The organism is Streptomyces sp. NPDC057697, from assembly GCF_042799335.1.
Taxonomy (GTDB): domain Bacteria; phylum Actinomycetota; class Actinomycetes; order Streptomycetales; family Streptomycetaceae; genus Streptomyces.
Genome location: NZ_JBHVJA010000006.1, coordinates 224,199 through 248,619 on the forward strand (window position 1 = coordinate 224,199; position 24,421 = coordinate 248,619).

General features: G+C 73.1%; 22 protein-coding genes. 13 read left to right on the plus strand and 9 right to left on the minus strand.

Annotated features, from left to right (window positions below; translation table 11 throughout):
- Positions 1–260 precede the first annotated feature (260 nt).
- Positions 261–704, minus strand: a complete 444-nt coding sequence (locus ACFVFH_RS18470; protein ID WP_383769517.1) for an SPW repeat protein — start codon at positions 702–704, stop codon at positions 261–263.
- Positions 705–966: 262 nt separating this feature from the next.
- Entirely contained in the window at positions 967–2,577 is a 1,611-nt protein-coding gene (locus ACFVFH_RS18475) for a molybdopterin-dependent oxidoreductase (RefSeq protein ID WP_383769519.1), read from the minus strand.
- Between the two features lie 173 nt (positions 2,578–2,750).
- On the opposite strand from ACFVFH_RS18475, the gene ACFVFH_RS18480 reads away from it, so the two are divergent.
- The 3 genes from ACFVFH_RS18480 to ACFVFH_RS18490 all read left to right on the plus strand — a co-directional run bounded on the left by ACFVFH_RS18480 (position 2,751) and on the right by ACFVFH_RS18490 (position 5,478).
- Complete coding sequence (locus tag ACFVFH_RS18480; RefSeq protein ID WP_383769937.1) at positions 2,751–3,452, plus strand: PadR family transcriptional regulator; 702 nt, start codon at positions 2,751–2,753, stop codon at positions 3,450–3,452.
- A 236-nt stretch (positions 3,453–3,688) separates the two neighbouring features.
- Entirely contained in the window at positions 3,689–4,702 is a 1,014-nt protein-coding gene (locus ACFVFH_RS18485; RefSeq protein ID WP_383769522.1) for an ATP-binding cassette domain-containing protein, read from the plus strand.
- On the plus strand, positions 4,699–5,478 hold the full coding sequence (locus ACFVFH_RS18490; protein ID WP_383769524.1) for an ABC transporter permease: 780 nt from the start codon (positions 4,699–4,701) through the stop codon (positions 5,476–5,478). The genes ACFVFH_RS18485 and ACFVFH_RS18490 overlap by 4 nt, the downstream gene beginning before the upstream one ends.
- 9 nt (positions 5,479–5,487) lie before the next feature.
- Here ACFVFH_RS18490 and ACFVFH_RS18495 read toward each other — a convergent pair whose 3' ends face one another.
- Both ACFVFH_RS18495 and ACFVFH_RS18500 read right to left on the minus strand, forming a co-directional pair.
- A complete protein-coding gene (locus ACFVFH_RS18495) occupies positions 5,488–5,958 on the minus strand; it encodes an ABA4-like family protein (protein WP_383769527.1) in 471 nt (156 codons plus the stop codon).
- Entirely contained in the window at positions 5,955–6,953 is a 999-nt protein-coding gene (locus ACFVFH_RS18500) for a hypothetical protein (protein ID WP_383769529.1), read from the minus strand. Before ACFVFH_RS18500 ends, ACFVFH_RS18495 begins: the two co-directional genes overlap by 4 nt.
- A gap of 104 nt (positions 6,954–7,057) precedes the next feature.
- Between ACFVFH_RS18500 and ACFVFH_RS18505 the strand changes: the two genes are divergently transcribed.
- Complete coding sequence (locus ACFVFH_RS18505) at positions 7,058–7,762, plus strand: MerR family transcriptional regulator (protein WP_383769532.1); 705 nt, start codon at positions 7,058–7,060, stop codon at positions 7,760–7,762.
- 118 nt (positions 7,763–7,880) lie between these two features.
- On the opposite strand, the gene ACFVFH_RS18510 is transcribed toward ACFVFH_RS18505, so the two are convergent.
- Positions 7,881–8,723, minus strand: coding sequence for a siderophore-interacting protein (locus ACFVFH_RS18510; RefSeq protein ID WP_383769535.1), 843 nt, complete (start codon positions 8,721–8,723; stop codon positions 7,881–7,883).
- Positions 8,724–8,769: 46 nt separating this feature from the next.
- A complete protein-coding gene (locus ACFVFH_RS18515) occupies positions 8,770–9,678 on the minus strand; it encodes a 5'-3' exonuclease H3TH domain-containing protein (RefSeq protein WP_383769940.1) in 909 nt (302 codons plus the stop codon).
- 398 nt (positions 9,679–10,076) lie between these two features.
- On the opposite strand from ACFVFH_RS18515, the gene ACFVFH_RS18520 reads away from it, so the two are divergent.
- From ACFVFH_RS18520 to ACFVFH_RS18535, 4 genes are all read left to right on the plus strand, one after another.
- On the plus strand, positions 10,077–11,159 hold the full coding sequence (locus tag ACFVFH_RS18520) for a glycine betaine/L-proline ABC transporter ATP-binding protein (RefSeq protein ID WP_383769538.1): 1,083 nt from the start codon (positions 10,077–10,079) through the stop codon (positions 11,157–11,159).
- Entirely contained in the window at positions 11,152–13,788 is a 2,637-nt protein-coding gene (locus ACFVFH_RS18525) for an ABC transporter permease/substrate binding protein (protein WP_383769541.1), read from the plus strand. Before ACFVFH_RS18520 ends, ACFVFH_RS18525 begins: the two co-directional genes overlap by 8 nt.
- 159 nt (positions 13,789–13,947) lie before the next feature.
- Entirely contained in the window at positions 13,948–14,493 is a 546-nt protein-coding gene (locus ACFVFH_RS18530) for a helix-turn-helix domain-containing protein (RefSeq protein WP_383769545.1), read from the plus strand.
- A gap of 11 nt (positions 14,494–14,504) precedes the next feature.
- On the plus strand, positions 14,505–15,212 hold the full coding sequence (locus ACFVFH_RS18535) for a helical backbone metal receptor (protein WP_383769548.1): 708 nt from the start codon (positions 14,505–14,507) through the stop codon (positions 15,210–15,212).
- Here ACFVFH_RS18535 and ACFVFH_RS18540 read toward each other — a convergent pair.
- Positions 15,151–16,320: a TDT family transporter gene (locus tag ACFVFH_RS18540; RefSeq protein WP_383769551.1), complete on the minus strand. Its 1,170-nt coding sequence runs from the start codon at positions 16,318–16,320 to the stop codon at positions 15,151–15,153. The genes ACFVFH_RS18535 and ACFVFH_RS18540 overlap by 62 nt on opposite strands.
- Positions 16,321–16,390: 70 nt before the next feature.
- Here ACFVFH_RS18540 and ACFVFH_RS18545 point away from each other — a divergent pair, with 70 nt between their 5' ends.
- Both ACFVFH_RS18545 and ACFVFH_RS18550 read left to right on the plus strand, forming a co-directional pair.
- Positions 16,391–17,326, plus strand: coding sequence for a LysR family transcriptional regulator (locus ACFVFH_RS18545; RefSeq protein WP_383769554.1), 936 nt, complete (start codon positions 16,391–16,393; stop codon positions 17,324–17,326).
- Positions 17,327–17,393: 67 nt separating this feature from the next.
- Positions 17,394–17,936, plus strand: a complete 543-nt coding sequence (locus ACFVFH_RS18550) for a hypothetical protein (protein WP_383769557.1) — start codon at positions 17,394–17,396, stop codon at positions 17,934–17,936.
- Between the two features lie 257 nt (positions 17,937–18,193).
- Here the strand turns inward: ACFVFH_RS18550 and ACFVFH_RS18555 are convergent, their stop codons facing one another.
- Positions 18,194–18,889 (minus strand): FadR/GntR family transcriptional regulator, encoded by a 696-nt coding sequence (locus ACFVFH_RS18555; RefSeq protein ID WP_093541616.1) that lies wholly within the window; start codon positions 18,887–18,889, stop codon positions 18,194–18,196.
- A gap of 498 nt (positions 18,890–19,387) precedes the next feature.
- On the opposite strand from ACFVFH_RS18555, the gene ACFVFH_RS18560 reads away from it, so the two are divergent.
- Positions 19,388–20,302, plus strand: coding sequence for a DUF2510 domain-containing protein (locus tag ACFVFH_RS18560; protein WP_383769560.1), 915 nt, complete (start codon positions 19,388–19,390; stop codon positions 20,300–20,302).
- Positions 20,303–20,317: 15 nt separating this feature from the next.
- Here the strand turns inward: ACFVFH_RS18560 and ACFVFH_RS18565 are convergent, their stop codons facing one another.
- Positions 20,318–21,520: an amino acid deaminase/aldolase gene (locus ACFVFH_RS18565; RefSeq protein ID WP_383769563.1), complete on the minus strand. Its 1,203-nt coding sequence runs from the start codon at positions 21,518–21,520 to the stop codon at positions 20,318–20,320.
- A gap of 458 nt (positions 21,521–21,978) precedes the next feature.
- On the opposite strand from ACFVFH_RS18565, the gene ACFVFH_RS18570 reads away from it, so the two are divergent.
- Both ACFVFH_RS18570 and mycP read left to right on the plus strand, forming a co-directional pair.
- A complete protein-coding gene (locus tag ACFVFH_RS18570) occupies positions 21,979–22,884 on the plus strand; it encodes a hypothetical protein (protein WP_383769943.1) in 906 nt (301 codons plus the stop codon).
- Positions 22,881–24,077: a type VII secretion-associated serine protease mycosin gene (mycP, locus tag ACFVFH_RS18575; protein WP_383769566.1), complete on the plus strand. Its 1,197-nt coding sequence runs from the start codon at positions 22,881–22,883 to the stop codon at positions 24,075–24,077. Before ACFVFH_RS18570 ends, mycP begins: the two co-directional genes overlap by 4 nt.
- Positions 24,078–24,421: the final 344 nt, after the last annotated feature.

Genomic DNA, 24,421 nt, shown 5'->3' on the forward strand with positions numbered 1-24,421 from the left:
TGTCCCGGCGCCCCCCGCGCTCTCCCCCCCGGGGCCCCCCGGCAGCGGCCGCGCCGGGTGCGCCCGGCCGGTCCGTGCCGGTGTCCTGCCGGGCGCACCGGGGTCTCCTCCGGGCGGGACCGGCAGGGTCTCCGCCGGGCGGCACCGGCAGGGTCTCCGCCGGGCGGCACCGGCGCCCCCGGTGCACACCGGCGCCCGGCCGGTCCGCTCCACGGACCGGCCGGGCGCTTCCTCGCGCAGCCCTGCGCGCGGTGCCTTTCTCAGACCGGGCGCTTGCCGGTCTTCATGGACGCGCCGACGCAGACCAGCCCGAGCAGCACGGTCAGCCCGCCGACGATGATGTTGTTGAGGACGATGCCGAGGCCGGGGCTGCTGCCGACGACCCACGTCGCGACGATGGTCCAGGCGCCCATGGCGCAGATGGCCCAGCTCAGGCCGTACATGCGCTCGGGCATGACGGTGAATCCGAGGCCCAGCGCGGCGATCGCGATACCCATGATCAGGTTGTGCGTCGTGAGGGCGGGCTGGCTCGTCGTGAAGTGCAGCACCCACGGCGAGATGGCGCAGTAGAGACCGACAAGGAACACCGGTGCGTCCACCAGGGCCACATCGCGGCCACCGAGCATGCGGTCATAGCGATCACGCATTTCGGATACATCGGGGTGACTGGCCATGTCACGGCCGGTGTGCGAGAGGTTTGACATGAGTTCGTCTCCTTCGCTCGTACAGACCGGAACGTCCCTTCCGGCGAAAACGGCCTGCTATGCCATTCTGCGCTTATATCACTCTTATGTGTAGATTTGGGGCCTGTGAAAATCCGCCGGGCTCGCGCGGACGCCTGGGCGAACCGTCCGGCGGCCGGTCGTCCGTCGCGAGCGGACGCGCCCTTCGGGGACGGGGCCTTCGCGGACGTGACCTTCGCGGACGGGGCCTTCGCGTACGCGGTACGGCCGCGCGGGACCCCGTTCAGGAGACATCGACCGCCACCGAGTGCCAGCCGGTCGCCCCGTCGGGGACGGTGTCGGTCCGCCGCCCGGTCTGGGTGGCGCCGGTGCCGTCGGTCGCGCGGACTTCGAGGGTGTGGCGGCCCGGGGTGGCACGCCACTCCCAGACCCACTGGCGCCAGGTGTCCCGGCTGTCCTGGGCCGCCAGCCGGGCCCGGTGCCACGGACCGCCGTCCACCCGGACCTCCACCCGTGCGATGCCGCGGTGCTGTGCCCAGGCGACCCCGGCCACCGGCACGGTGCCGGGCTTCGGGGACGCGGAGGCGCGGGGGGTGTCGATCCGGGACTCGGTCTTGACCGGTGCCTGCTGCGCCCAGCTGCGCCTGACCCAGTAGGCGTCGTACGCGGCGAAGGTCGTCAGCTCGATCTCCTCGATCCACTTGCAGGCCGACACGTATCCGTACAGGCCGGGCACGACCATCCGGACCGGGAAGCCGTGGGCGAAGGGCAGCGGCTGCCCGTTCATGCCGAAGGCGAGCATCGCGTCGCGCCCGTCCATGACCGCCTCGACCGGCGTGCCGGTCGTCATGCCGTCGACGGACCGTGCCACGAGCTGATCGGCGGGCCCGCCCGCCGAGGGCGGCCGCACCCCGGCATCCCGCAGCAGATCGGCAAGGCGCACCCCGAGCCAGCGCGCGTTGCCGACATAGGGGCCGCCCACCTCGTTGGAGACGCAGGCCAGCGTGATGTCCCGCTCGACGGTCTCCCGGCGCAGCAGGTCGTCGAGCCCGACCGTGAGAGGCCGGGAGACGCCCGTGCCGTGGATCCGCAGCCGCCAGCCGGTCGCGTCGATCCGGGGCACGACCAGGGCCGTGTCCACCCGGTAGAAGTCCTGGTCAGGGGTGAAGAAGGGGCTCAGGCCGGGGATCCGCAGATCGGTGCCGGGCGCAACCGCGCGGGCGGCGGAGTCGGGCGCGGGCAGGACGAGGTTCTGGCGTGAGGCGGTGGCCCCGGCCTGGACGGACGAGGTGAGCCGCCGCCCCAGGAGTCCCGCACCGGCCGCGGCCGCCGTCGCCACGGCCGCCGTGACGACGAAGCCGCGGCGGTCGAAGGCGCCGTACGCCGCACCGGCCCCGGGCGGCGGAGGCGGAGCCGTCGCGAGCCGCCCGGCCAGCAGGAGGAGCACCCCGGCACCCGCCGCGGCGCCCACCACCGACGGCAGCGCGTCGGCCGGCACGCCCCCGGGCCGTCCCACCGCGGCCACCGCCCCGATCGCTCCGAAGACCAGGACGGCTGCCGACCCCGTCCGCCGGCGGTGCAGCGCCAGCACCCCGACCGCCAGGGCGAAGAGTGCCAGCACCACCACGATGCCCAGTTGCAGCACCAGCTTGTCGCCGGTGCCGAAGTGCCGTACGGCGAACTCCTTCAGGGCCGGGGGAGAGCGGTCGATGACGGCCTCGCCCACGGCCGCGACGGGCCCCGCCTCGGGGCGGACGAGGGCCGCGACCAGCTGGGCCGCGGCGAGGGCGCAGAACCCGGCGATCAGCCCGGCGAGCGCGGCGAGCGCGGTGCGGGCCCGGCGTCCTTCCCCGCCCCGGGAGGTTCCATGGCCCTGCGCGTCGGCTTCCTTCACCCGGTCCGCCTTCCTCGCTGTGATCGGTACGTAACGTTCCGTATGTATCGGCCGGTCCGCGGCATCCTGCCATGTCGCCCGGAATTCGCGATACATCGTGGTTGACGCGTCCTGGTGAACGCGATATGTTCGCCCACGAGTATTCGATGACGAGGTAGAGGGTGGTGGTGCCGGTGGCCAAGCGGCGCAAGCTCGGCAATCCGCTGGCGCTGACGGTCATGGTGCTGCTCGCCGAACGCTCCATGCATCCCTACGAGATCGCCCAGACGCTCCGGCGGCGCGGCAAGGAACACAGCGTCAAGATCAATTTCGGCTCCCTCTACACCGTCGTCCAGAACCTGGAGAAGCACGGTTACGTGGAGGTGGCCGGTGTCCAGCGGCAGGGCAACCGCCCCGAGCGCACGCTCTACGGCATCACCGAGGCCGGGCAGGCGGAGATGCTGGACTGGCTCTCCGATCTGCTCGCCGTCCCGGTCGCCGAGTACCCGGTGTTCGAGACGGCGTTGTCACTGCTGCCGGCGCTGCCGCCGCAGGAGGTGGCGGGGCTGATGGAGACCCGGAGCTCGGCGCTGGCGATCCAGGCGGCGGCGGTGCGGGGCGTCCTCGGCCGACTGGGGGAGAAGCTGCCCCGCGTCTTCATCATCGAGACCGAGTACCAGCTGCACATGATCGACGCGCAGCTGGAGTGGATCAGGAAGTTCCATACCGAACTCACCGACGGGACCATCAGCGGAACCGAGGAGTGGAAGTCCTTCCACGAGACCGGTGAGATCCCGCAGAACTGGAAGGATCTGGACGAACAGGACATCGTCCTGGACCCGGAACGGCCCGCCCCCCAGGCGGACGGGCACGGCCCGGGGACGCGCCGACCCTAGGCCTTGTATTCGAACCGGAAACCACACGAACCCAGACAGGGAAAGACCCCGGCCGGAGCTGTTGGAGCAGCGACGGCCAGGGTCTCCAACCCCGAACCGGTCACGCCGTGGAGGCGAACCGGGCGATCGAGGTGCGGCACACCAAGGATAGCCCGGCGCTCTTCACGCGGATCGGCTCGGCATGCCCGAGTGCTCGGTGCACCCGAGCACCCCGCCGACCACAGGAGAGCTCTGTCATGAGCACCCGTGCGCCCGCAGTCGTGGCGCGAGACCTGATCAAGACCTATCCCGGTGATGTCACCGCCCTGGCGGGCATGGCCCTCACCGTCGAAGCCGGCACGGTCTTCGGACTGCTCGGCCCCAACGGCGCCGGAAAGTCCACCACCGTCAAGATCCTCACCACCCTGGCCCGCCCCGACTCCGGTACCGCGGCCGTCGCCGGACACGATGTGCTGCGCCACCCCGACCGGGTCCGTCGCGCCATCGGCGTCGTCGCCCAGAAGTCCGGCGCCGACCCGGTCGCCACCGGCCGGGAGAACCTCCTGCTCCAGGGCAGGCTGTACGGAATGCGGGGCGCGGACGTCCGGCACCGCGCCGACGAGCTGCTGGACCGCTTCGATCTCTCCGACGCGGGCGACCGCCGGGTCGAGGGGTACTCCGGCGGGATGCAGCGACGTCTCGACGTGGCGCTCGGCCTGGTCCACCGGCCCGAGGTGCTCTTCCTCGACGAACCCACCACCGGGCTCGACCCCGAGGCCCGCACGGCGATGTGGGACGAGATCGCCCGGCTGGCCGGCGACGACGGGCTGACCATCGTCCTGACCACGCACTACCTGGAGGAGGCCGACCGGCTCGCCGAGCGCATCGCGATCGTCGACCGCGGCCGGACCGTCGTCGAGGGCACCCCCGACGAACTCAAGGGCGAACTCCGGGGCGACGCGGTCCACATGGAGCTGCGCGCCGAGGGCGACACCGGAACCGTCCACGCCGCGCTCGCCGGTCTGCCCGGTGTGCACGAGGTGCTGGTCGACGGCCGCCGGGTGAGCGTACGCGCCGGGGACGGCGCCGCGGCCGTGCCCCTGCTGCTCACCGCCCTGGAGCGGGCCGGGGCGGCGGTCGCCGCCGCCACCGTGGCCCGCCCCTCCCTCGACGACGTCTATCTGCGCTACGCCGGACGCCGCTTCGCCGAGGCCGAGGCCACGGACGCCCGGCACACCCCCGCCCTCGCCCCCGCCGGAGGTGCCCGATGAACGGTCATGTACTCGCGCAGACCTGGTTCCTGACCCGGCGCCGGCTCATGGCGATCGTCCGGCAGCCGGTCTTCCTGGCGATCTCCCTGGTCCAGCCGGTGATCTGGCTGTTCCTGTTCGGCAACCTCTTCAAGAAGGTCGTCGAGCTCGGCGGCTTCGGCACCACGTCCTATCTGGACTACCTGATCCCCGGCATCGTGGTGATGAGCGCGCTCGGATCGAGCATGTGGGCCGGGATGGGCACCCTGGAGGAGATCGAGCGGGGCACCCTCAACCGCTTCCTGACGACCCCGGTCAGCCGCAGCGCGTTGATGAACGCCAATGTGGTGGAGAACGGCATCGGCACTGCGGTGCAGTCGGCCGTCATCGTGCTGCTCGGCCGCGCCGCCGGGGCCACCTACCCGGGCGGCGCGGGCGGGCTGCTGATCCTGGTCGTCGCCTCGGTGCTGCTCGGCACGGTCTTCGGCGCGCTCTCCAACGCGCTGGGCATGCTGGTCCGCCGACGCGAGTCGATCATCGGCATCAACACCTTTCTGCTGCTGCCGCTGACCTTCCTCTCCTCCTCCTTCATGGCCCCGGGCCAGATGCCTTCCTGGATGCGGCACATCGCCGACTTCAACCCGGTCGACTGGGCGATGGTGGCGGGCCGTTCGGCGCTGGGCGGCGACCCGGACCCGGGGCTGGTGCTCGGTCGCGGGGGAGCGCTTCTGGTCCTCGCGGTGGTGGCGGTCGGGCTGTCGACCCGGACGTTCCGCTCGTACCAGAGGTCCGTCTGACGGGTGCGGCTACGGCGGTGTCGCACCGCCGGCCCGGTCCGGGGCCCGATCCCCGGGCCGGGCCGGCGGCCTCCGCGTCGCCCGCAGTGCGAGGAAGACCAGCAGTCCGAACGGCGAGAGCAGGATCGTCAGCACCAGCAACGGCCCCATCACCAGCGGGGAGATGCCCAGTCGGCGCCCCTCCAGGTACATCCACTGGCCCAGCAGCAGATCCCAGGCGATCACCTGCGCCCAGATCGCCCCCGCGCCGTTCGCCAGCGCCGTCAGCTCGCGGAAGCCGTCGAGGTCGGGGCTGCGCACCGCGTCCCAGAGCTCCGGGAAGACGGGCACCGCCATGACCAGGTAGAGCGCCAGCACCGGCAGGACGGTGAGCGGGGAGGCGGCGACGCGCGCCGTGAGGCGGCGGCCGGGCGCCAGGATCATCAACAGCCAGAAGGGAGCCGCCAGGACGAACGTGATCTCGAAGAGCGCACCGGTCATGACACGAGGTCCTTCCCGGCACGACCGGAGCGGGCGCTCGATCCGGAGTCGTGGTCCGAGCCGGTCCGCGGCGCCGAAGCCGTCGGCCGCAGCGCCCCGAAGGTGGCGGCGGTGCTCGCGACCACGATCAGGGCGGCGGCGCCGAGCGTCGCACCGTCCGGGTGGATCAGCGGCTGGCCGCGCAGCGCCTGCCAGGCGAGCAGCGCGACGACCCCCGCGTACGCCGCCGAGGCCACCACCATCAGACGCAGCCGGACCCGCGGGTCGCGCAGCCGCGGGAAGCGCGGGGCCAGGGCGGCCAGCGCGAACAGCAGGAGCGGCAGCAACTGGAGCGCGTGCATGCCGACGAAGTGCGGGATGCGCAGATCGCCGCCGGTCGTGGACCAGCCGGTCAGCGCCATCGACGGACCGCCGTCGGGTACGCCCACGGAGTGCGCGCCGATCACATCCGCGGTGTCCAGGTTCCCGGCCGCCCGCTGCTCGGGGGTGGGCCGGGTCATCAGGAACCCGAAGGCCGCGCCCACCAGGGCGAGCAGCACGCCCGAGCGGATCGCCCAGGCGGAGGCGCGGTCGGCGATACGGGCGCGCATCAGCAGGATCGCGATGACCAGCGTGCCGGCCCACAGGACGATCACGGTGGCGCCCATCGCGGTGAACAGCGCCTCGTCGAACGGGGTGGCGTGGTTGAAGTGGCTGCGCTTTCCGCGGATCACCTGCCCGGTGATGATCGCCACCTCGATCAGACCGCCGAGCGCGACCACGGTCCCGGCCCACCAGCCCGTCCGCCGTCCCCGGGTGACCAGCGTCAGCATCCAGGCCAGGGCGAGCCCGTACACCGCGAACGAGATGGCGAATTTGAACGGTTTGAACCATATTGCCGCGCCCGTGAGGACTCGGTCGTCGACTATCAGACCGATGGCCGAGACGACCGTCATGACGGCCATCACCGCGGCGAAGAGGACTAATGGCCGGTGCCAGGAACGCCAAGAAGGCATGAGGACCCCCCGAGTGATTATGGATAGCGGCACTCTCCGCTATCCGATAGCGGAACTATCTATGATGAGGCGGGGGGTTGGCAAGGCGGAAGGAAGAACGCGCGGTGCGCATCGGCGAATTGAGCAGCAGGTCCGGGGTCCCGGTCCCGACGATCAAGTTCTACGTACGGGAAGGACTGCTGCCTGCCGGGGAGTTGACCAGCCCGAACCAGGCCAGTTACGGCTCCGGGCATGAACGCAGGCTGCGGCTGATCCGCGCGCTGCTGGAGGTGGGCGGGCTCCCGCTGGCCGCGATCGGCGAGGTGCTGCGCGTGGTCGAGGACGCCGAGCAGCCGGTACACGAGGTGCTGACCGCCGTGGCGCGGCGGCTGACTCCGCTGCGCGGGGTCGAGCCGGGGGACGAGCTGGAGGACGCCCGTGAAGAGGTGGCCGAGCTGGTGGAGCGGCGCGGCTGGCGGGTGGGGGCGCGCGGTGCGGCGGGCGAGTCCCTGGCCGAGGTGATCGTCGCGCTGCGAAGGGCCGGGCACGGAAGCTTCGTCGAACTGCTCGACGACTATGCGGCGGCCGCCGAACCGGTCGCGCGGGCCGACCTCGACTACGTGGGGCGGCGGGTGGCGCGCGAGGACCTGGTGGAGAGCGTGGTCGTGGGCACGGTGCTGGGGGAGGCCATGTTCGCCGCGCTGCGACGGCTCGCGCACGCGGACACCTCCGCGCGCGCGTACGACGGCGACGCGGCGGGCGGTCGGGGCGCCGGGGGCGGCGCCGGTGACGGCGAAGGCGCGCGGGGGGTGCCGGACGGCGACGGATGATCAGGCGCCTTCGGACGCGGGCGTACCCCGGTCGCCGCGGCGGCCGGGGGCGTGGGCGCGCTGCTGCCCGGCGGCCCGCCCCGGGGCACGTTCCGCCGGGTCGGGCGGCGGGCCGGTGCTACGCGGCGCTCTCCTGCTCGCGTTCCACCTGTGCGTTCCACTCGCGCTTGACCGAGCGCCAGGCGTCGTCGTTCTGGCCGAGCCGCCAGTAGCCGGAGATCGAGAGCCGGTCGAGCGGGATCTCGCGGTCCAGGCGCAGATGGCGGCGGATCTCCTTCACGAAGCCCGCCTCGCCGTGGACGAACGCCTGGACCTCGCCCGAGGGGAACTCCAGCTCCTTCACGGCGGCGATCAGAGCCTCGCCGACCGGGCGCTCGCCGCGGTGCAGCCAGGTCACCTCGACGCCGTCGGGCGTCATGATCTTCTGCTCCTCGGCGGCGTCCGCCACCTCGACGAACGCGTGCACCACCGCGCCCGCCGGCATCTGCTCCAGGGCCGCCGCGACGGCCGGCAGCGCGCTCTCGTCCCCCACCAGGAGGTGCCAGTCCGCCGAGGCGTCCGGGCCGTAACCCCCGCCCGGCCCCAGGAAGGTCACCCGGTCGCCCGGGACCGCCCGAGCGGCCCAGGGCCCGGCGAGGCCCTCGTCGCCGTGGACCACGAAGTCGATCGCCAGCTCACGGGCGACCGGATCCCAGGAACGCACCGTGTACGTACGGGTCGTGGGCCACAGCTCCCGGGGCTGCTCCTCGCGGATGCGCGCCATGTCGAAGGGGTGCGCGTAGTCGGCTCCCTCGGGGGCGAAGCAGAGCTTGACGTAGTGATCGGTGTATCCGGAGAGCCCGAAGTCGGCGAGGCCCTCGCCGCCGAGCACCACACGCACCATGTGCGGGGTGATCTGCTCGGTGCGCACCACCTCGGCCCCCTGTGCCCGGGGTGCCTGCCGCTCCGGTCGTTCTGCCACGAGGTTCTCCCTGATTCGATTGCTTAGGCTTACCTAAGCTAGCACCTCATCCCTGGAGAGTGGAGAGCAGGCGCTGGAGGGCACCGCCCAGCCCCCACCGCTTCGCGAGGGCTTCGAGGGCGGCCGGATCGCGCGGTCCCGCGGGCAGCGCGGGGTCGAAGTCCGGCAGGGGCACGTCATCGGCGACCCGGACCACCTTCGGTGCGACGGCCACATAGGCCCGCGCCTCGTCGAGCCGCTTGCGCCGGGCGGGCGTCAGCGCGGCCCCCGGGTCGTCGACGGCGGCCATGATCCCGGCCAGGTCGCCGAAGTCGGCCAGCAGTTTCGCCGCGGTCTTCTCGCCGATCCCGGGGACGCCGGGCAGTCCGTCGCTCGGGTCGCCGCGCAGCAGGGCCAGATCGACGTAGCCGGGGCCGTCCACCCCGTACTTCTCGCGCAGCCACGCCTCGTCCGTCAGCTGGAGCGAGCCGACGCCCTTCAGCGGGTAGAGCACCCGCACCCCGCGCGCGTCGTCGACCAGCTGGTAGAGATCGCGGTCGCCGGTCACGATGTCCACGGGGCCGGTCGCCCGGCCGGCGAGGGTGCCGATCACGTCGTCCGCCTCGTAGCCCGCGACGCCGACCCGGGCGATACCGAGCGCGTCGAGCACGTCCTTGATGACCGGCACCTGCGGGGCCAGGGTGTCCGGGGTCTCCTCCTCGTCGGGCAGCCCCTCGGCGGTCTCCACCGCGACCCGGTGCGCCTTGTACGACGGAATCAGCTCGACCCGCCAGTGGGGCCGCCAGTCCGCGTCCATGCAGGCGACCAGGTCGTCGGGGCGGTGGTCCTGGACCAGGCGCCCGATGAAATCGAGCAGCCCGCGCACGGCGTTGACCGGGGTGCCGTCCGGGGCGCGCACCGAGTCGGGGACCCCGAAGTAGGCGCGGTAGTAGAGGGAGGCGGTGTCGAGGAGCATCAGGCGTCGCGTCACCCCCCGATGATGCCGCACGCCTCGGACACCCGGCCGCCGCGCGCACCGGCGTCGCGCGCTCCGCCCCTCGCGCGCGCCGCTCCTCCCGGCCACGGGCTGTCAGGGACACGGAAACGCGGGGGACGGATGACGGAAACCCCCCGTTCATATGTGACCTGGATCACTCTTGTGTTTGGGTTCTGTAAGTGAGGGCAGGCGCGCAGCCGGAGCGGATCACGTACCGGTTTCAACCAGTGCACGTGCCATGCGGACCGAATCCGCGCCGCTCCACGGTCTGCCGGAGGGGGTGGCAGACCGTTTTCGGTTCAACCCGCGAGGTGTATGTGTCAAGGCTGCAAGCTGAACGCTTGTACAAAGTGTTCGGCAGACGACCCGATCAAGCCGTGCAGAAGCTCGAAGGCGGCGCCGACCGCGACGAGCTGCGGGCCGACGGAACGACCGCAGCGGTGATCGACGCCTCGTTCACCGTGGAACCGGGACAGATCTTCGTCGTGATGGGTCTGTCCGGGTCCGGGAAGTCGACGTTGCTGCGCATGCTCAACGGCCTCCTGGAGCCCACGGCCGGACGCGTGCTGTTCGACGGCCAGGACCTGACCGCCCTGAGCCCCGCCGAACTGCGCCACGTCCGGTCCTCCAAGATCAGCATGGTGTTCCAGCACTTCGCTCTCTTTCCGCACCGCAGCGTGCTGGAGAACGCCGGATACGGCCTGGAGGTCCAGGGCGTGCCGCGCGCCGAGCGCGAGCAGCGCGCCGCCGAGGCGCTGGAGCTGACCGGCCTGGCCGGCTGGGAGAAGTCCTGGCCCGACGAGCTCTCCGGCGGCATGCAGCAGCGCGTCGGCCTGGCCCGCGCCCTGGCCACCGACGCCGACCTGCTGCTGATGGACGAGTCCTTCAGCGCCCTCGACCCGCTGATCCGCCGCGACATGCAGGACCAGCTGCTCGAACTGCAGAAGCGGCTGAAGAAGACCATCGTCTTCATCACCCACGACCTCAACGAGGCCATGCGCCTCGGCGACCGCATCGCCGTCATGCGCGACGGGCGGATCGTCCAGCTCGGCACCGCCGAGGACATCCTCGTCACCCCGGCCAACGACTACGTCGCCTCCTTCACTCAGGACGTCGACCGGACCCGGGTGCTGACCGCCGGCGCCATCATGGCCGAGCCGCACACCGTCATGGGCACCAGCACGGACGACGGCAAGGAACTGCGCACCGCCGCCGACGTGCTCGCGGCCGCCCCGGCCACCGTCACCGAGTCCACGCCGATCATCGAGCTGTTCACGCCCTGCTCGCAGAGCGGGGTCGCGGTCGCCGTGACCGATGACGAGGACAAGCTCGTCGGTGTCGTACCGCGCGCCCGGCTGCTCGCCGTCCTCGGCGAACCGATGACCCCCGCCGAGGCCCCGAAGGACGTCCGCACCGGCACGACCGGCACCACCGGCACGAAGAAGGTGGCCAGTGTTTAGGCTCCCTCTCGGCGACTGGGTCGACTCCGCCGTCGACTGGCTCCAGACCCATCTGGCCTGGCTCTTCGACGCGATCAGCTCCATCGTCAGCAACATGTTCGACGGCATAGCCGCCGTACTCTCCGCCCCCGCCCCGCTGCTCTTCGCGGGCATCGTCGCGGTCATCGCCTGGTGGCTGCGCGGTCTGCTCGCCGGTGTGCTCGCCTTCGTCGGCTTCGCCGTCATCGACTCCGTCGAGCTGTGGGACGAGGCGATGGACACCCTCACCCTGGTGCTCGTCGCCACCATCATCGCGTTGGTGCTGGCCGTACCGCTGGGGATCTGGGCCTCCCGCTCCAAGACCGTCAGCGCGGTGACCCGGCCGGTCCTGGACTTCATGCAGACCATGCCCGCCATGGTCTATCTGATCCCCGGCGTCATCTTCTTCGGCGTCGGCGTGGTGCCCGGCATCATCGCCACCATCATCTTCTCGCTGCCTCCGGGCGTCCGGATGACCGAACTCGGCATCCGCCAGGTCGACGGCGAGCTCGTCGAGGCGGCCGAGGCCTTCGGCACCACCAAGCGCAACACCCTGCTGCGGGTCCAGCTGCCCCTCGCGCTGCCCACGATCATGGCGGGCATCAACCAGGTCATCATGCTGGGCCTGTCCATGGTGGTCATCGCCGGCATGGTCGGCGGCGGCGGCCTCGGCGGCGCCGTCTACCGCGCCATCGGCAACGTGGACGTCGGCCTCGGCTTCGAGGCGGGCATCTCCATCGTCATCGTGGCGATGTACCTGGACCGGATGACCGGCGCGCTCGGCCGCGAGGTCTCCCCGCTCGCCCGCCGCGCCCTCGCCAGGGCGCAGGCGATGGCCGGCGGACTCAAGATCTGGAACCACCGCCCGCAGCCCGTCGTCGCCGTCTCCGGCGTCGTGATCCTCGCGCTCGTCGCGGGCGCCCTGGGGATCTTCGGCTCCTCCGGCTCGGACGGGAAGAAGGACACCGCCGGCCAGAAGGACATCGGCGCGGGCAAGAAGATCAGCATGGGCTACATCCCGTGGGACGAGGGCATCGCCTCCACCTTCCTCTGGAAGGAGATGCTGGAACGGCGCGGCTTCGAGGTCGACGTCAAGCAGTACGAGGCCGGCGCGCTCTACACCGGTATGGCCAACGGGCAGATCGACTTCGAGACCGACTCCTGGCTCCCGGTCACCCACGCCAGCTACTGGAAGAAGTACAAGGACAAGCTTGAGGACATGGGCTCCTGGTACGGCCCGACCTCGCTGGAGCTGGCCGTTCCCTCGTACATGAAGGACGTCCGGTCGCTGGAGGACCTCAAGGGCAAGGGCGCGCAATTCAAGGGCAGGATCGTCGGCATCGAGCCGAGCGCGGGCGAGAGCGGCCTGCTCAAGGACAAGATCCTTCCCGGTTACGGCCTGGACAAGGAGTACAAGGTCGTCGACGGCTCCACGCCCTCGATGCTGGCGGAGCTGAAGCGCGCGTACGCCAAGAAGGAACCGATCGTCGTTCCGCTCTGGTCGCCGCACTGGGCCTACAACCAGTTCGAGCTGACCAAGCTCAAGGACCCCAAGAACCTCTGGGGCAAGGGCGACGGCATCCACACCCTGGCCCGCAAGGGCTTCTCCGCCGACAACCCCGAGGTCGGCAGCTGGCTCAAGAACTTCAAGATGAGCGAGGACCAGCTCACCAGTCTTGAGGCGCAGATCCAGAAGTCCGGCTCCGGCAAGGAGCAGGAGGCGGTCCGCACCTGGCTGAAGGCCAACCCGGACGCCGCCGACAAGTGGACCCCGGTCACCGGGGCCGGCACGGCCAAGGGCGCCAACGGCAAGGACGAGCGCGACCGCGCCGTCGAGATGGCCTGGTTCCCCTGGGAGGAGGACATCGCCGCCACGTACCTGTGGAAGGCGGTCCTGGAGGAGCGCGGCTACAAGATCAACCTCAAGCAGTTCGAGGTCGGTCCGATGTACACCGCGATGTCGCGCGGCCAGATCGACGTGCAGTTCGACGGCTGGCTGCCCTACACCCAGAAGAACTACTGGACGAAGTACGGCTCGCAGCTGAGCGACCTCGGCTCCTGGTACGGTCCGACGTCGATCGAGGTCGCGGTGCCCTCCTACGTGAAGGACGTCAAGTCCCTCGCCGACCTCAAGGGCAAGGGCGCGCGGTTCAAGGGCCGGATCGTCGGCATCGAGCCGGGCACCGCCACGATGGAGAACCTCAAGAAGAACGTCCTGCCGACCTACGGCCTGGACAAGGAGTACAAGGTTCTCGACTCCTCGACGCCCGGCATGCTCGCCGAGCTGAAGCGCGCGTACGCCAAGAAGGAGCCCATCGCGGTGCTCCTGTGGACCCCGCACTGGGCGTACAGCGAGTACGGCATGACGAAGCTGGCGGACCCGGAGAAGGCCTTCGGCGACGGCGACCGGCTGCACACCATCGCGTCCAAGGACTTCCCGAAGAACTACCCGCGGCTGACCAAGTGGTTCAAGGACTTCAAGCTGAGCGAGGACCAGCTCGCCGGCCTGGAGAACCAGATCCAGAAGCGCGGCACGGGACACGAGGAAGAGGCCGTGAAGGCCTGGATGGAGAAGAACCCGGGCATCGCGGACAAGATGGCTCCGCAGTAGGGCTCCCGCAGGCCCCGCAACACCGGAAAGGGTGGGTACCGCCGACGGCGGGCCCGCCCTTTCCGGGTCTCCGGACCTCCACCGCCCGGCCGACCTTGCGCAACCGCATGCGTAATGTGCCGGCAGCCGGGAGGATGGCGAGTCGGGAGGGAGCCGGACATGGACGAGAAGGAAGCACTCCGCGTGGGCGCCGCGGTCCGCCGCAGACGCAGGAGCCTGGGGCTCACGCTGGCCGCGGTCGCCGGCCGCAGCGGTCTGTCCGTGCCGTTCCTCAGCCAGATCGAGAACGAGCGGGCCCGGCCCAGCGCCCGGTCCCTGGACCGGGTCGCCGAGGCCCTGGAGACCACCACGGCCCGGCTGCGCGCCGCCGCGGACTCCGCCCGCGCCGTCGACGTCGTCCGCGCGGGCGAGGGCGACGGGGTACGCAGGGTGGTACGCGGACGCCATCAGCTCAGCGCCCTGGAGTTCACCGGGGAGCTCGACCTCGGCCGCGAGTTCCAGCACCGCAACGACGAGGTGATGTACGTGGCGCAGGGCGCCGCCGAGGTGGAGGCCGAGGGGCAGGCGTACCGGCTGGAGCAGGGCGACACCCTCTTCCTCTCCGGCGGGGTGCGCCACCGCTGGCGGGCCACCGTGCCCGGTACGCGGCTGCTGGTCGTCGCGGTCGCCGAGCACATCGACGCCACCTACGACCCGCGCCGCTGAGGGGGGCCGTCGTGCGAGTCGTCTCCCTGGTCCCCTCGCTCACCGAGGCCGTCGCCGTCACCGCGCCGGGTCTGCTGGTCGGGGCCACCGACTGGTGCACCCGTCCGGCCGGACTGACCGCGGCCCGGATCGGCGGCACCAAGAATCCCGATGTGGCCGCGGTCCTCGCGCTCCGGCCCGATCTCGTCGTCGCCAACGAGGAGGAGAACCGCGAGGCGGACCTCGCGGCGCTCCGGGCCGCCGGGACCGAGGTGCTCGTCACCACGGTCCGCACCCTCGACCAGGCCTTCGCGGAGCTGGACAGGCTCCTGGTCACCGCCTGCGGGGCGGCCCGGCCGCGCTGGCTGGACGAGGCCGAGGCGGCCTGGGACGCCCTGCCGCCGCCCTCCGGGCCGCGCCGCGCGATCGTGCCGGTCTGGCGCAGGCCCTGGATGGTGCTGGGCCGTGACACCTTCGCCGGGGACCTGCTGGCCCGGCTCGGCGTCGAGAACGTCCACGCGCATCACGCCGAGCGCTATCCCCGCATCCCGCTCGACGCGCTGAACGCGGCGGGCGCCGATCTGGTGGTGCTGCCCGACGAGCCCTACCGCTTCACCGCCGACGACGGACCCGAGGCCTTCCCGGCCCTGCCCGCCAGGCTCGTCGACGGGCGGTACCTCACGTGGTACGGACCGTCACTGGTGCGGGCGCCTGCGGCGCTGCGAGCAGCGCTCCGCTGAACAGCCCGCGCAGCGTCCGTGCCCCGGCCACCGCCCACGCCGCCACCAGCAGGACGTACAGCGCGACGGCCAGCCAGGTGTACGCCGTGAGACCGGTGTGCCGGGCCAGCCCCGCGGCGCCCGTGACACACGTACCGACGGGGAAGGTGAACCCCCACCACGTCATGCCGAAGGTCATCCCGTTCCGTGCCGCCCGCACCACCAGCGCGACGGCCAGCGCCAGCCACAGCAGCGCGAAACCCATCACCGGCACCCCGTACAGCACGGCGAACACCCCGAACCCCGAGGCGTACGGCGCCCTGATCGCACCCGGCGCCACATCGGCGAGCTGGTTGACCGCGGTCGTCGACTGCCCCAGCGGGCCCAGGACCAGGAAGAGCGTGGGCGTCAGGGCGAGCGGCAGCGGCCCCCGGTGGACGAGCCGGGCGAAGATCAGCGGCAGCATCACCAGCGTGGCCAGCAGGCTCAGCCCGAACATCGCGTAGCAGGCCAGCAGCATCGCTTCCCGCCACTGACCGGCCGGCAGCTCCGGCACCAGCAGCGGGCCGAGGGCCGCGGAGACCATCGGGGCCACCACCGGCAGCAGCCACACCGGCGACGCGTTGCCGGGCTCGATCCGGTGGCGTACGACCATCAGATACGGGATCGCGACCGCGGCGGCCAGCCCGATCAGCGTGCCCGCCGTGTACAGCACCACGTCCATCGCGAGGGCGGCCCCGTGCCCGACGACGTCCTTGCCGACCACCATCGACGAGCCGCCGACGGCCAGCAGAGCCATCGACAGGCAGCCGTAGAACGGGGCCACGGCCGGATCGAGCAGATGGCCGCGGGCCTGGTCGCGATGGGCGATCCAGTGTCCGGTACGGGCCACCAGCACCGCGGCGAGCGCGAGGGCCGCGAGCGCCCACACCACCGTGCAGGCCGCCCGCAGACCCGGGACGTGCACGGGCAGCGCGACACCCGCGCTCGCCACGATCGCGGTGCCCATGACGGTCGCGTACCAGTTGGGGCCGATGTGCCGCAGCGACGGCAGCCGCTCGGCGGCCGGGATCGGAACGGGGGACTGCTGCGCCTGCTGTGTCTGCTGCGCCTGCGGAAAGATGGCCATGCCACGATTTTCCCGAAGGGGTCCGACCCCCACCAGGGATCCCGTATCTATGAGGTCATAAGGTGGCTTTATGGCCGGCGAAGCGCATGTCCCCCTCTCCCACCGGGTCCCCGACCTCGGGGCGCTGGAACTCCTGCTCGCCGTCGCCCGGCACGGCAGCCTGGGACGCGCCGCCCGGGACGTCGGCGTCACCCAGCCCGCCGCCAGCAGCCGCATCCGGTCCATGGAGCGGCAGCTCGGCGTGGCCCTGCTGGACCGCTCCCCGCGCGGCTCCCGGCTCACCGACGCGGGCGCGCTGGTCACCGACTGGGCGCGCAGGATCGTCGAGGCGGCCGAGTCCTTCGACGCGGGCGCGCAGGCGCTGCGCGACCGGCGGGACTCCAGACTGCGGGTCGCCGCCTCCATGACCATCGCCGAGTACCTGCTGCCCGGCTGGCTGATAGCGCTGCGCGCCGAACGGCCCGACACGGCGGTCTCGCTGCGCGCCGGGAACTCGGCGGCGGTCGCGGGCCGGCTGCTCGCGGGCGACGCCGATCTGGGATTCGTGGAGGGCCTGTCGGTACCGGAAGGGCTCGACGGCACGGTCATCGCCCACGACCGGCTGGTCGTCGTGGTCGCCCCGTCGCACGCCTGGGCCCACCGCCCCACCCCGCTCACCCCGCAGGAACTGGCCGCGACCCCGCTGATCCTGCGCGAACACGGCTCCGGCACCCGCCAGGTCCTGGACGCGGCCCTCGCCGTGCACGGCGGCCTCGCCCGGCCGCTGCTCGAACTCTCCTCCACGACCGCGGTGAAGGGGGCGGCGGAGAGCGGAGCAGGGCCGTGCGTCCTGAGCGAACTGGCACTCGGCGAGGAGCTGTCCTCGCGCCGCCTGGTCAAGGTCCCGGTCGCCGGAGTGCGCCTGCGCCGCCAGCTGCGCGCGGTCTGGCCCGCCGGACACCGCCCGACGGGCCCGGCCCGCGACCTGCTCTCCCTGACCGCGCGGGACGGCCGGGCACATCCGTGAAATCCCGTACGCCCCGCTGAACCCGCTGGTGGACGGCTGCCCCGTGGTGAAGGATGCGCGGACGGATGTGATCGCCCCACCCGCCATGGGCGTCCGTCGGTACTGGGCCGACCTGCCCGCTCGCGTCCGGAGCGCCGTCGAGGACATCCCCGGCGCCCGCGTCGTCGAGGCGCGCGGCCAGGACGGCGGGTTCTCGCCGGGGGTCGCCGCCCGCGTCCGGCTCGCGGACGGGCGGCGTGCCTTCGTCAAGGCCGTGAGCGCCGCGACCAATCCGCACAGCCCCGATCCGCACAGCCCCGATCTGCACCGCGCCGAGGCCGGGCACACCGCCGCGCTGCCGCCCGGCGCCCCCGTGCCCGCCCTGCTCGGTTCGTACGACGACGGCACGGTGGTCGCGCTCGTGTTCCAGGACATCGACGGCCGCCAACCCCGCGTCCCCTGGGACCCCGCGGAGCTGGAGCGGGTCCTGGCGGCGGTCGATGAGCTGGGCCCCGCCCCGACCCCGGCCCCGTTCGCGGCGCCCGCCGTGGCCGTCGCCGCGGCGGAGGCGTTCAGCCGCTGGCGGAAGCTGCTCGCCGCGGGGGATCCGGGCGGGCTCGACGCCGCGTGAGGCCGCCTTTCGGACAGAAGGCGCCAATGGTGACGGATCAGACCTTTGAGCCATCCGGCCGCTCCGGGCCCGGCCCCTCGTGTGCTCCTGGCTCGGCCGTCCGTGTGCTCCGGACTCCGGCCGTCCGTGTGCTCCGGACTCCGGCCGTCCGTGTACCGAGGGCCCGGCTGGTCCGTGTGCTCCTGGCCTGCCTGTCCGTGCCCTCCGGGCCCGGCCGTCCGTGTACCGAGGGCCCGGCCGCTTCGAGTGTTCCGGGCTCAGGTCAGGAAGCCGCGCAGCAGCGCGGCCGTCCCCGCGCAGTGCTCGCGCATCACCGCGCGCGCGGCCTCCCCGTCCCCGTCGAGGACCGCCTCGACGAGGCTGGTGTGCTGGTGCTGCGAATGCTCCAGGTTCCGCACGAGCAGCGGTATGCAGTCCAGCAGGTCGTTCAGTCCGGCCCGGACGGCCGCGTACTGCGTGGTCAGCGACGCGGACCCGGAGAGCTCGGCCAGGGTCAGATGGAACAGCGTGTCGCGTCTGCGGTAGTCCTGGAGCGGCGCCTCGTGCGTCGCCGTCAGGGCCGCGCGCAGCCGGTCCGCGCCCTCGCCGTCGAGCCCCCGCGCCGCGCACAGCTCGGCCGCCCCGGCCTCCAGCACCTCGCGGAAGCGCAGCACGTCCTCGATGTCGACGGACGCGATCCTGCGGCGCAGCTCGTCCTCGCCGGGGCTCTCGGTGCGCAGCAGCACGAAGGTGCCGCCGTACCGGCCGCGCCTGCTCTCCACCAGGCCCTGGTCCTGCAACACCTTCAGCACCTCGCGCAGGGTGACCCGGCTGATCCCCAGCAGCTCGGCCAGATCGCGCTCGGCCGGCAGCCGCCCGCCGCCCGGCACCAGCCCGAGCCGGATGACCTGGAGGATCTGCTCCAGCGCCTCCTCGAAGCCGTTCCCCGCCCGGACCGGCCGCAGCACGGGCATCAGGCGGTCGATGAACTCGCTCTCCCCTGCCACGCCCCGCTCCCCTCCCGGTCACTCGGCCGACCATCGGATCAGTGGTCGACCGGCAATGGTTGACCGTCACACCTTAGAGCGTCCTGCGGCGGGCCCATGACCTGTCCTCGGACGGCCGCCTGCCGTGCGGTGTCCGGTGCGCACGCGCGCCGCGTGGTCGGGACCGTCCCCGTGGACCCGGTACGGGGACGGTCCCGCGCCTTGCGCTCGCACGCACCGGGCACCGCACGGCCCGGCCTCCGGCCGGACGACGGCACTTCGAAGACCGGGCCTCGCGGCGCCGCGGGGCCGCAGCACGCCCCTCACGCGTTGCCGTCGCCCCCGTGCCCACGGCCCGGCCGAAGCGGTCGGTCCCGTGTGCCGCGACGCATGACGCACACGCCCGGGGCCCGCGCCCCGGCCACCCGCCGCCGGACGTTCCGTTCTCTTCCGCCTCTTCCGCCGACCGGACCCTAGAGTGTGCGGATGAGCAACGCGACACCGCCCGGCTGGTACCCGGACGCCGCGATACCGGGCACCGACCGCTGGTGGGACGGGACGGCGTGGACCGCCCACACCCGCCCGGCCGCCACGATCCCCCGGGTGCCCGAGCCGGCCTCCGCCGCACCCGCCACCACGGCCCGGAGCGGCACCCGGACCGTCGCGGTCGCCGTGGCCGGACTGATCGTGGTCGGTGCCGCCGTCACCGGAGCCGTTCTGCTGGGCAGGGACGACGACGGGACGCGGCCCGAGTCCGGACCGAGCGGATCCGCAGCGCCGCCCGCCACCGCGACCGCCACCCCCTCGCCGGACGGCTCACCGGGCGGGGACGACCCGAAGGTCCTCGTCGACCAGCTCAACGGCATCACCCTGCCGGTCCCCGACGGCTGGGAGAAGCCCGGCAGGACCGTCGAACCGGTCCCCACCATCCGTACCGTCGAACCCTACGAGTGCCCCGGCAGCTCCTCCAGCTTCTGCTACCACGGCACGGTGACCAGCCGCACCGCCAACGCCACCGGCACCACCTCCGCCGAGCAGCTCGCCCGGCAGGACATCACCGCCGCCGCCGACCGCGCCTACGAGAAGAACATCGTCGGCAACCGGATCCACGGCGGCATCACCTCCCACGACCAGCTCGACTCCGCGCCCGTGAGCGTCGCCGGACGGGCCGGGTACCAGGTGCGCTGGCGCGTCAACACCGGCAAGGGGCCCGGCGGTTACGTCCAGTCGCTCGTCTTCCCGTCCACGGTCGGCAGCGAGTCCCTGATCATCGTGCGCTACGCCTTCGACGCGGGCCCCGGCGGGCCGCCGCTCTCGCTGATGGACACCCTCACCAAGGGAATCCGGCCGATCGGCGACAGCGCGGCGAGCGGAGGCGCGGGCAGCTCCCTCGCCCCCTGACCCGAGCCGCCCGGCTCACAGGAACGTACGGCCCTCGCCCCGGTACGTCGGCACGGTCGCGGTCACCCGGTCGCCCTCGATCAGCTGCAACGCGTCGAAGCGCTCGCACAGTTCCCCGGCCTTCGCGTGCCGGAACCACACCTTGTCACCGATCAGCAGATCGTCGGCCGGGGCACCGAGCAACGGGGTCTGCACCTCGCCCGGCCCCTCCTGCGGGTCGTAGCGCAGCCCCTCCGGCAGATACGGGACGGGCAGTCGGTCCGGACCCGCGGGACCGGACGCCGGATAGCCGCCGCCGAGGACCGTCACCACGCCCACGCCCGGACGGCGCACCACGGGCTGGGCGAACAGCGCCGCCGGACGCGCCGTGAACGACGTGTAGTTGTCGAAGAGCCTCGGCACGTAGAGCCCCGACCCGGCCGCGATCTCGGTCACCGCGCGCTCGGCCGCCGTGTGCTGCACGCTGCCCGTGCCGCCGCCGTTCACGAACTCCAGGCCTGGCGCCACCGCCCGTACCGCGCGCACCACCTCGGCCCGCCGGACGGCCAGTTCCCTGCGGCCCGCGGTCTGCATCAGCCGGATCGCCCGGGAGCGCAACGGCCGCCCCGCGACCGCGTCCCCGACACCGGCGATGTGCCCCTCGTACGCCATCAGCCCCACCAGCCGGAAACCCGGCCGCCGGGCCACCGAGCGTGCCAGCTCGGCCAGTTGGGCGGGGGAGCGCAGCGGCGAGCGCAGCGCGCCCACCCGGACCCGGCCCCCGAGCAGCCTCAGCGAGGTGTCCAGCTCCAGACAGACCCGGATCTCCTCGCGGCCGCCCGCCCGCGCCGCGTCGATCAGCTCCAGCTGCGCGTGGTCGTCGACCATCACCGTCACCGCGGCGGCCAGCTTCGGATCGGCGGCCAGCTCCGCGAAGGCGGCCCGGTCGGCCGACGGATACGCCAGCAGCACGTCCTCGAACCCGGCCCGCGCCAGCCACAGCGACTCCGCCAGCGTGAACGACATGATCCCGGCGAATCCGGGCCGCGCGAGCACACGCTCCAGCAGGGCCCGGCAGCGCACCGACTTGCTCGCCACCCGGATCGGTTTCCCGGCCGCCCGGCGGACCAGGTCGTCGGCATTGGCGTCGAAGGCGTCGAGATCGACGACGGCGATCGGGGCGTCCAGATGGGCAGTGGCCCGGTTGTAACGGGTCCGGTCAGCGGCACGGGCAGTCATGGCCGCAGCTTGCCAGACGTCCGTACCGCTGGGTAGGGGGATGATCCGCGCAGATCGTCCGGGGCCGGGCCGCCCGCTCCCGCAGGGGCCGTTCCACCCCGTAGAGTGACGGCACGCGGCAACCAACGGGCCTGCCTGTGACGTCGATCCGCGCACGGTACGGAATGGGACCAGGGGGGCGGATGAGTACCGAGGCGCAGCGCGCTCCCGTCCCGCCCCGCCCCACGACCCCGCCCCCGGCGCCGGACCCGGCGGCGACGGACGACGGCGCCCCCGCCCCGGCGGCCCCGGACGCACCACCGCCCCCGGCGGACGTGCCGCCCGAGGAGACCACGGCCCGGCTCCGGCCCGTGCCCCCGGCCCCCGTGCCCGCACCGCCCGCACCCGAAGCGCCCGCCGTCGTCCCGCCGCGGCCGGAACAGCCGCCCGCGGCGACCCGGCGGCGGCCCGTCGGCGCCGTGGACCTCACCCCGCGCCCCGGAGCGGTGCCACCGCCCCCGGCCGGCCCGGCCCCCGTCCCGTACGCGTACCGGCCGCCCCAGCCGTATTTCGGTGTCCCTCCCGAGACGCCCGCCGAGACCACCACCCGGCTGCGTCCGATCCGTACCCGGCACCCCGCCAGGACCGCGGGCGCCGCGGTCTGCGTCGTGCTCGGACTCGGACTGATCGGCGGCGCGGCCACCGGTGCCTGGCTCACCAGCGACTCCTCGGCCGACGCGTCCGCCCGCAGCGCCTACACCGTGGGCCGCTCCGCCTGGCACAGCGTCCCCGTGGACACTCTCTTCCCCCGCACGCTGAAGGGCGACGGAGCGGGGCCCGGCGGTGCCGACCGGGTCTGGACCCGGATCGCCGTCGCCCCGGACGGCGGCTGCCGGTCGGCCCTGGACCCGCTGCTCGCCAGGACCCTCGGCCCGGTCGGCTGCGAGCGCCTGCTCCGCGCCACCTATACCGACGCCACCAGCAGCAGCGTCACCACGGTCGGCGTGATCTTCACCGAGGGCGACGCGGCGGCGATGAAGGCGCTGAGCACCCGCTTCACCACCCAGGACCTCGGCCGGCGTACCGACCTGATGCCCCGCACCTACCCCGTCGAGGGAACGGTCGCCGCCGGATTCGGCGACCGGCAGCGGGCCAGCTGGACGGTCCATGTGCTGACCGAGGTGCCCGTCGTGGTGTTCGCCGTGTCCGGCTTCGCCGACGGGCGCACCGTCACCGACCCGCAGCCCGCCGCCCGGGCCGTGGCCCCGGGAGCCACGACGGCCGCCGCCCAGGCCGGGCTCGGCCACGAGGCCGCAGGACTGGCCGACCGGATCGAACGCGGCCTGCGCCGGACCGTCACCGACCTCACGGAAAAGCCGCGATGAGCCGCAGCCGCAGCCGCCGCCGCGCCCTGGGCGCGGTCTGCGCCGCCACCGCGTTCGCGCTCCTGCCCGCGGCCCCGGCCCGCGCCGACGCCATCCGGGACCAGCAGTGGGGCCTCCAGGCGCTCCACACCGAGCAGGCGTGGCGCACCACCAAGGGCCGGGGGATCACCGTCGCCGTCGTCGACACCGGGGTCGACGGCAGCCTCCCCGACCTCGCCGGGCAGGTCCTGCCCGGCAAGGACATGATCGGTTTCGGCGCCGGCCGGGGCGACCGCTCCTGGGCCCGGCACGGGACCGCGATGGCGGGCATCATCGCCGGTCACGGCCATGGAACCGGGCGCGACGACGGGGTGCTCGGCATCGCGCCCGAGGCGAAGATCCTCCCGGTCCGGGTGATCCTCGAAGCCTCCGACCCGGCCCGCGCCAAGGCCCGGGAATCACGGGGCACCGCCCTCGCCGACGGCATCCGCTGGGCCGCCGACCACGGCGCCGACGTCATCAACCTCTCGCTCGGCGACGACAGCAAGTCCGCCCACCCCGAGCCGGGCGAGGACGCCGCCATCCAGTACGCGCTGAAGAAGGGCGCCGTCGTCGTGGCCTCCGCGGGCAACGGCGGCGAGAAGGGCGACCACATCTCGTACCCCGCCGCCTACCCCGGCGTGATAGCGGTCGCGGCCGTCGACCGGTACGGCACCCACGCCGCGTTCTCCACCCGCCGCTGGTACGCCACCGTCAGCGCCCCCGGGGTCGACATCGTCGTCGCCGCCCCCGACCACCAGTACTACGTGGAATGGGGCACCTCCGCCGCCTCCGCCTTCGTCTCGGGCGCGGTCGCGCTGGTCCGCGCCGCACACCCGGGGCTGACGCCCGCCCAGATCAAGAAGCTCCTCACGGACACGGCCCGCAGCGCCCCCTCGTCCGGCCGCGACGACTCCCGGGGCTACGGCATCGTCGACCCCGCCGCCGCGATCGAGGTCGGGTCCGCGCTCCGCCCGGCCGACCTGCGCGCCGAGTCCGCCGCATCGGGCTACCGCAAGCGGTACTTCGGTCCGGGCCCCGGCCCCGGGAACGACGAGGGCAGCCCCGCGACCTGGCTCGCCGTCGGCGCGGGCGGTCTCGGCGCGCTGCTGCTGGCCCTGGCCGTGGCGCTCTGGCGAGGCAGGGGCCGCGGCCCGGCCGCCGCGCGCGGCTGAGGCACGGCCCTGTGTGCCGTGCGGCTCCTGGTCTCTTCGTCGGGGACGCTTCGTGGTGCGGTCGTGGCGCGGTGCTGAGGCTTGGTCCTTTGTGCCGTGCGATTCCTGGTCTCTTCGTCCGGGACGACGGTTCGCGTCCGGCCGCCGAGCGCGGCTGAGGCATGGTCCTGTGCGCCGTGCGATCCCTGACCTCTTCGTCCGGGACGACGGTTCGCGTCCGGCCGCCGAGCGCGGCTGAGGCACGGTCCTGCGCCCCGCGCGACCCCCGGCCCCTCCGTCCGGAACGGGCCGCGGATGCCGAGCGCCACGGGCCGCGCCGGGTGCCCCGGCCACGGGACCGGCAG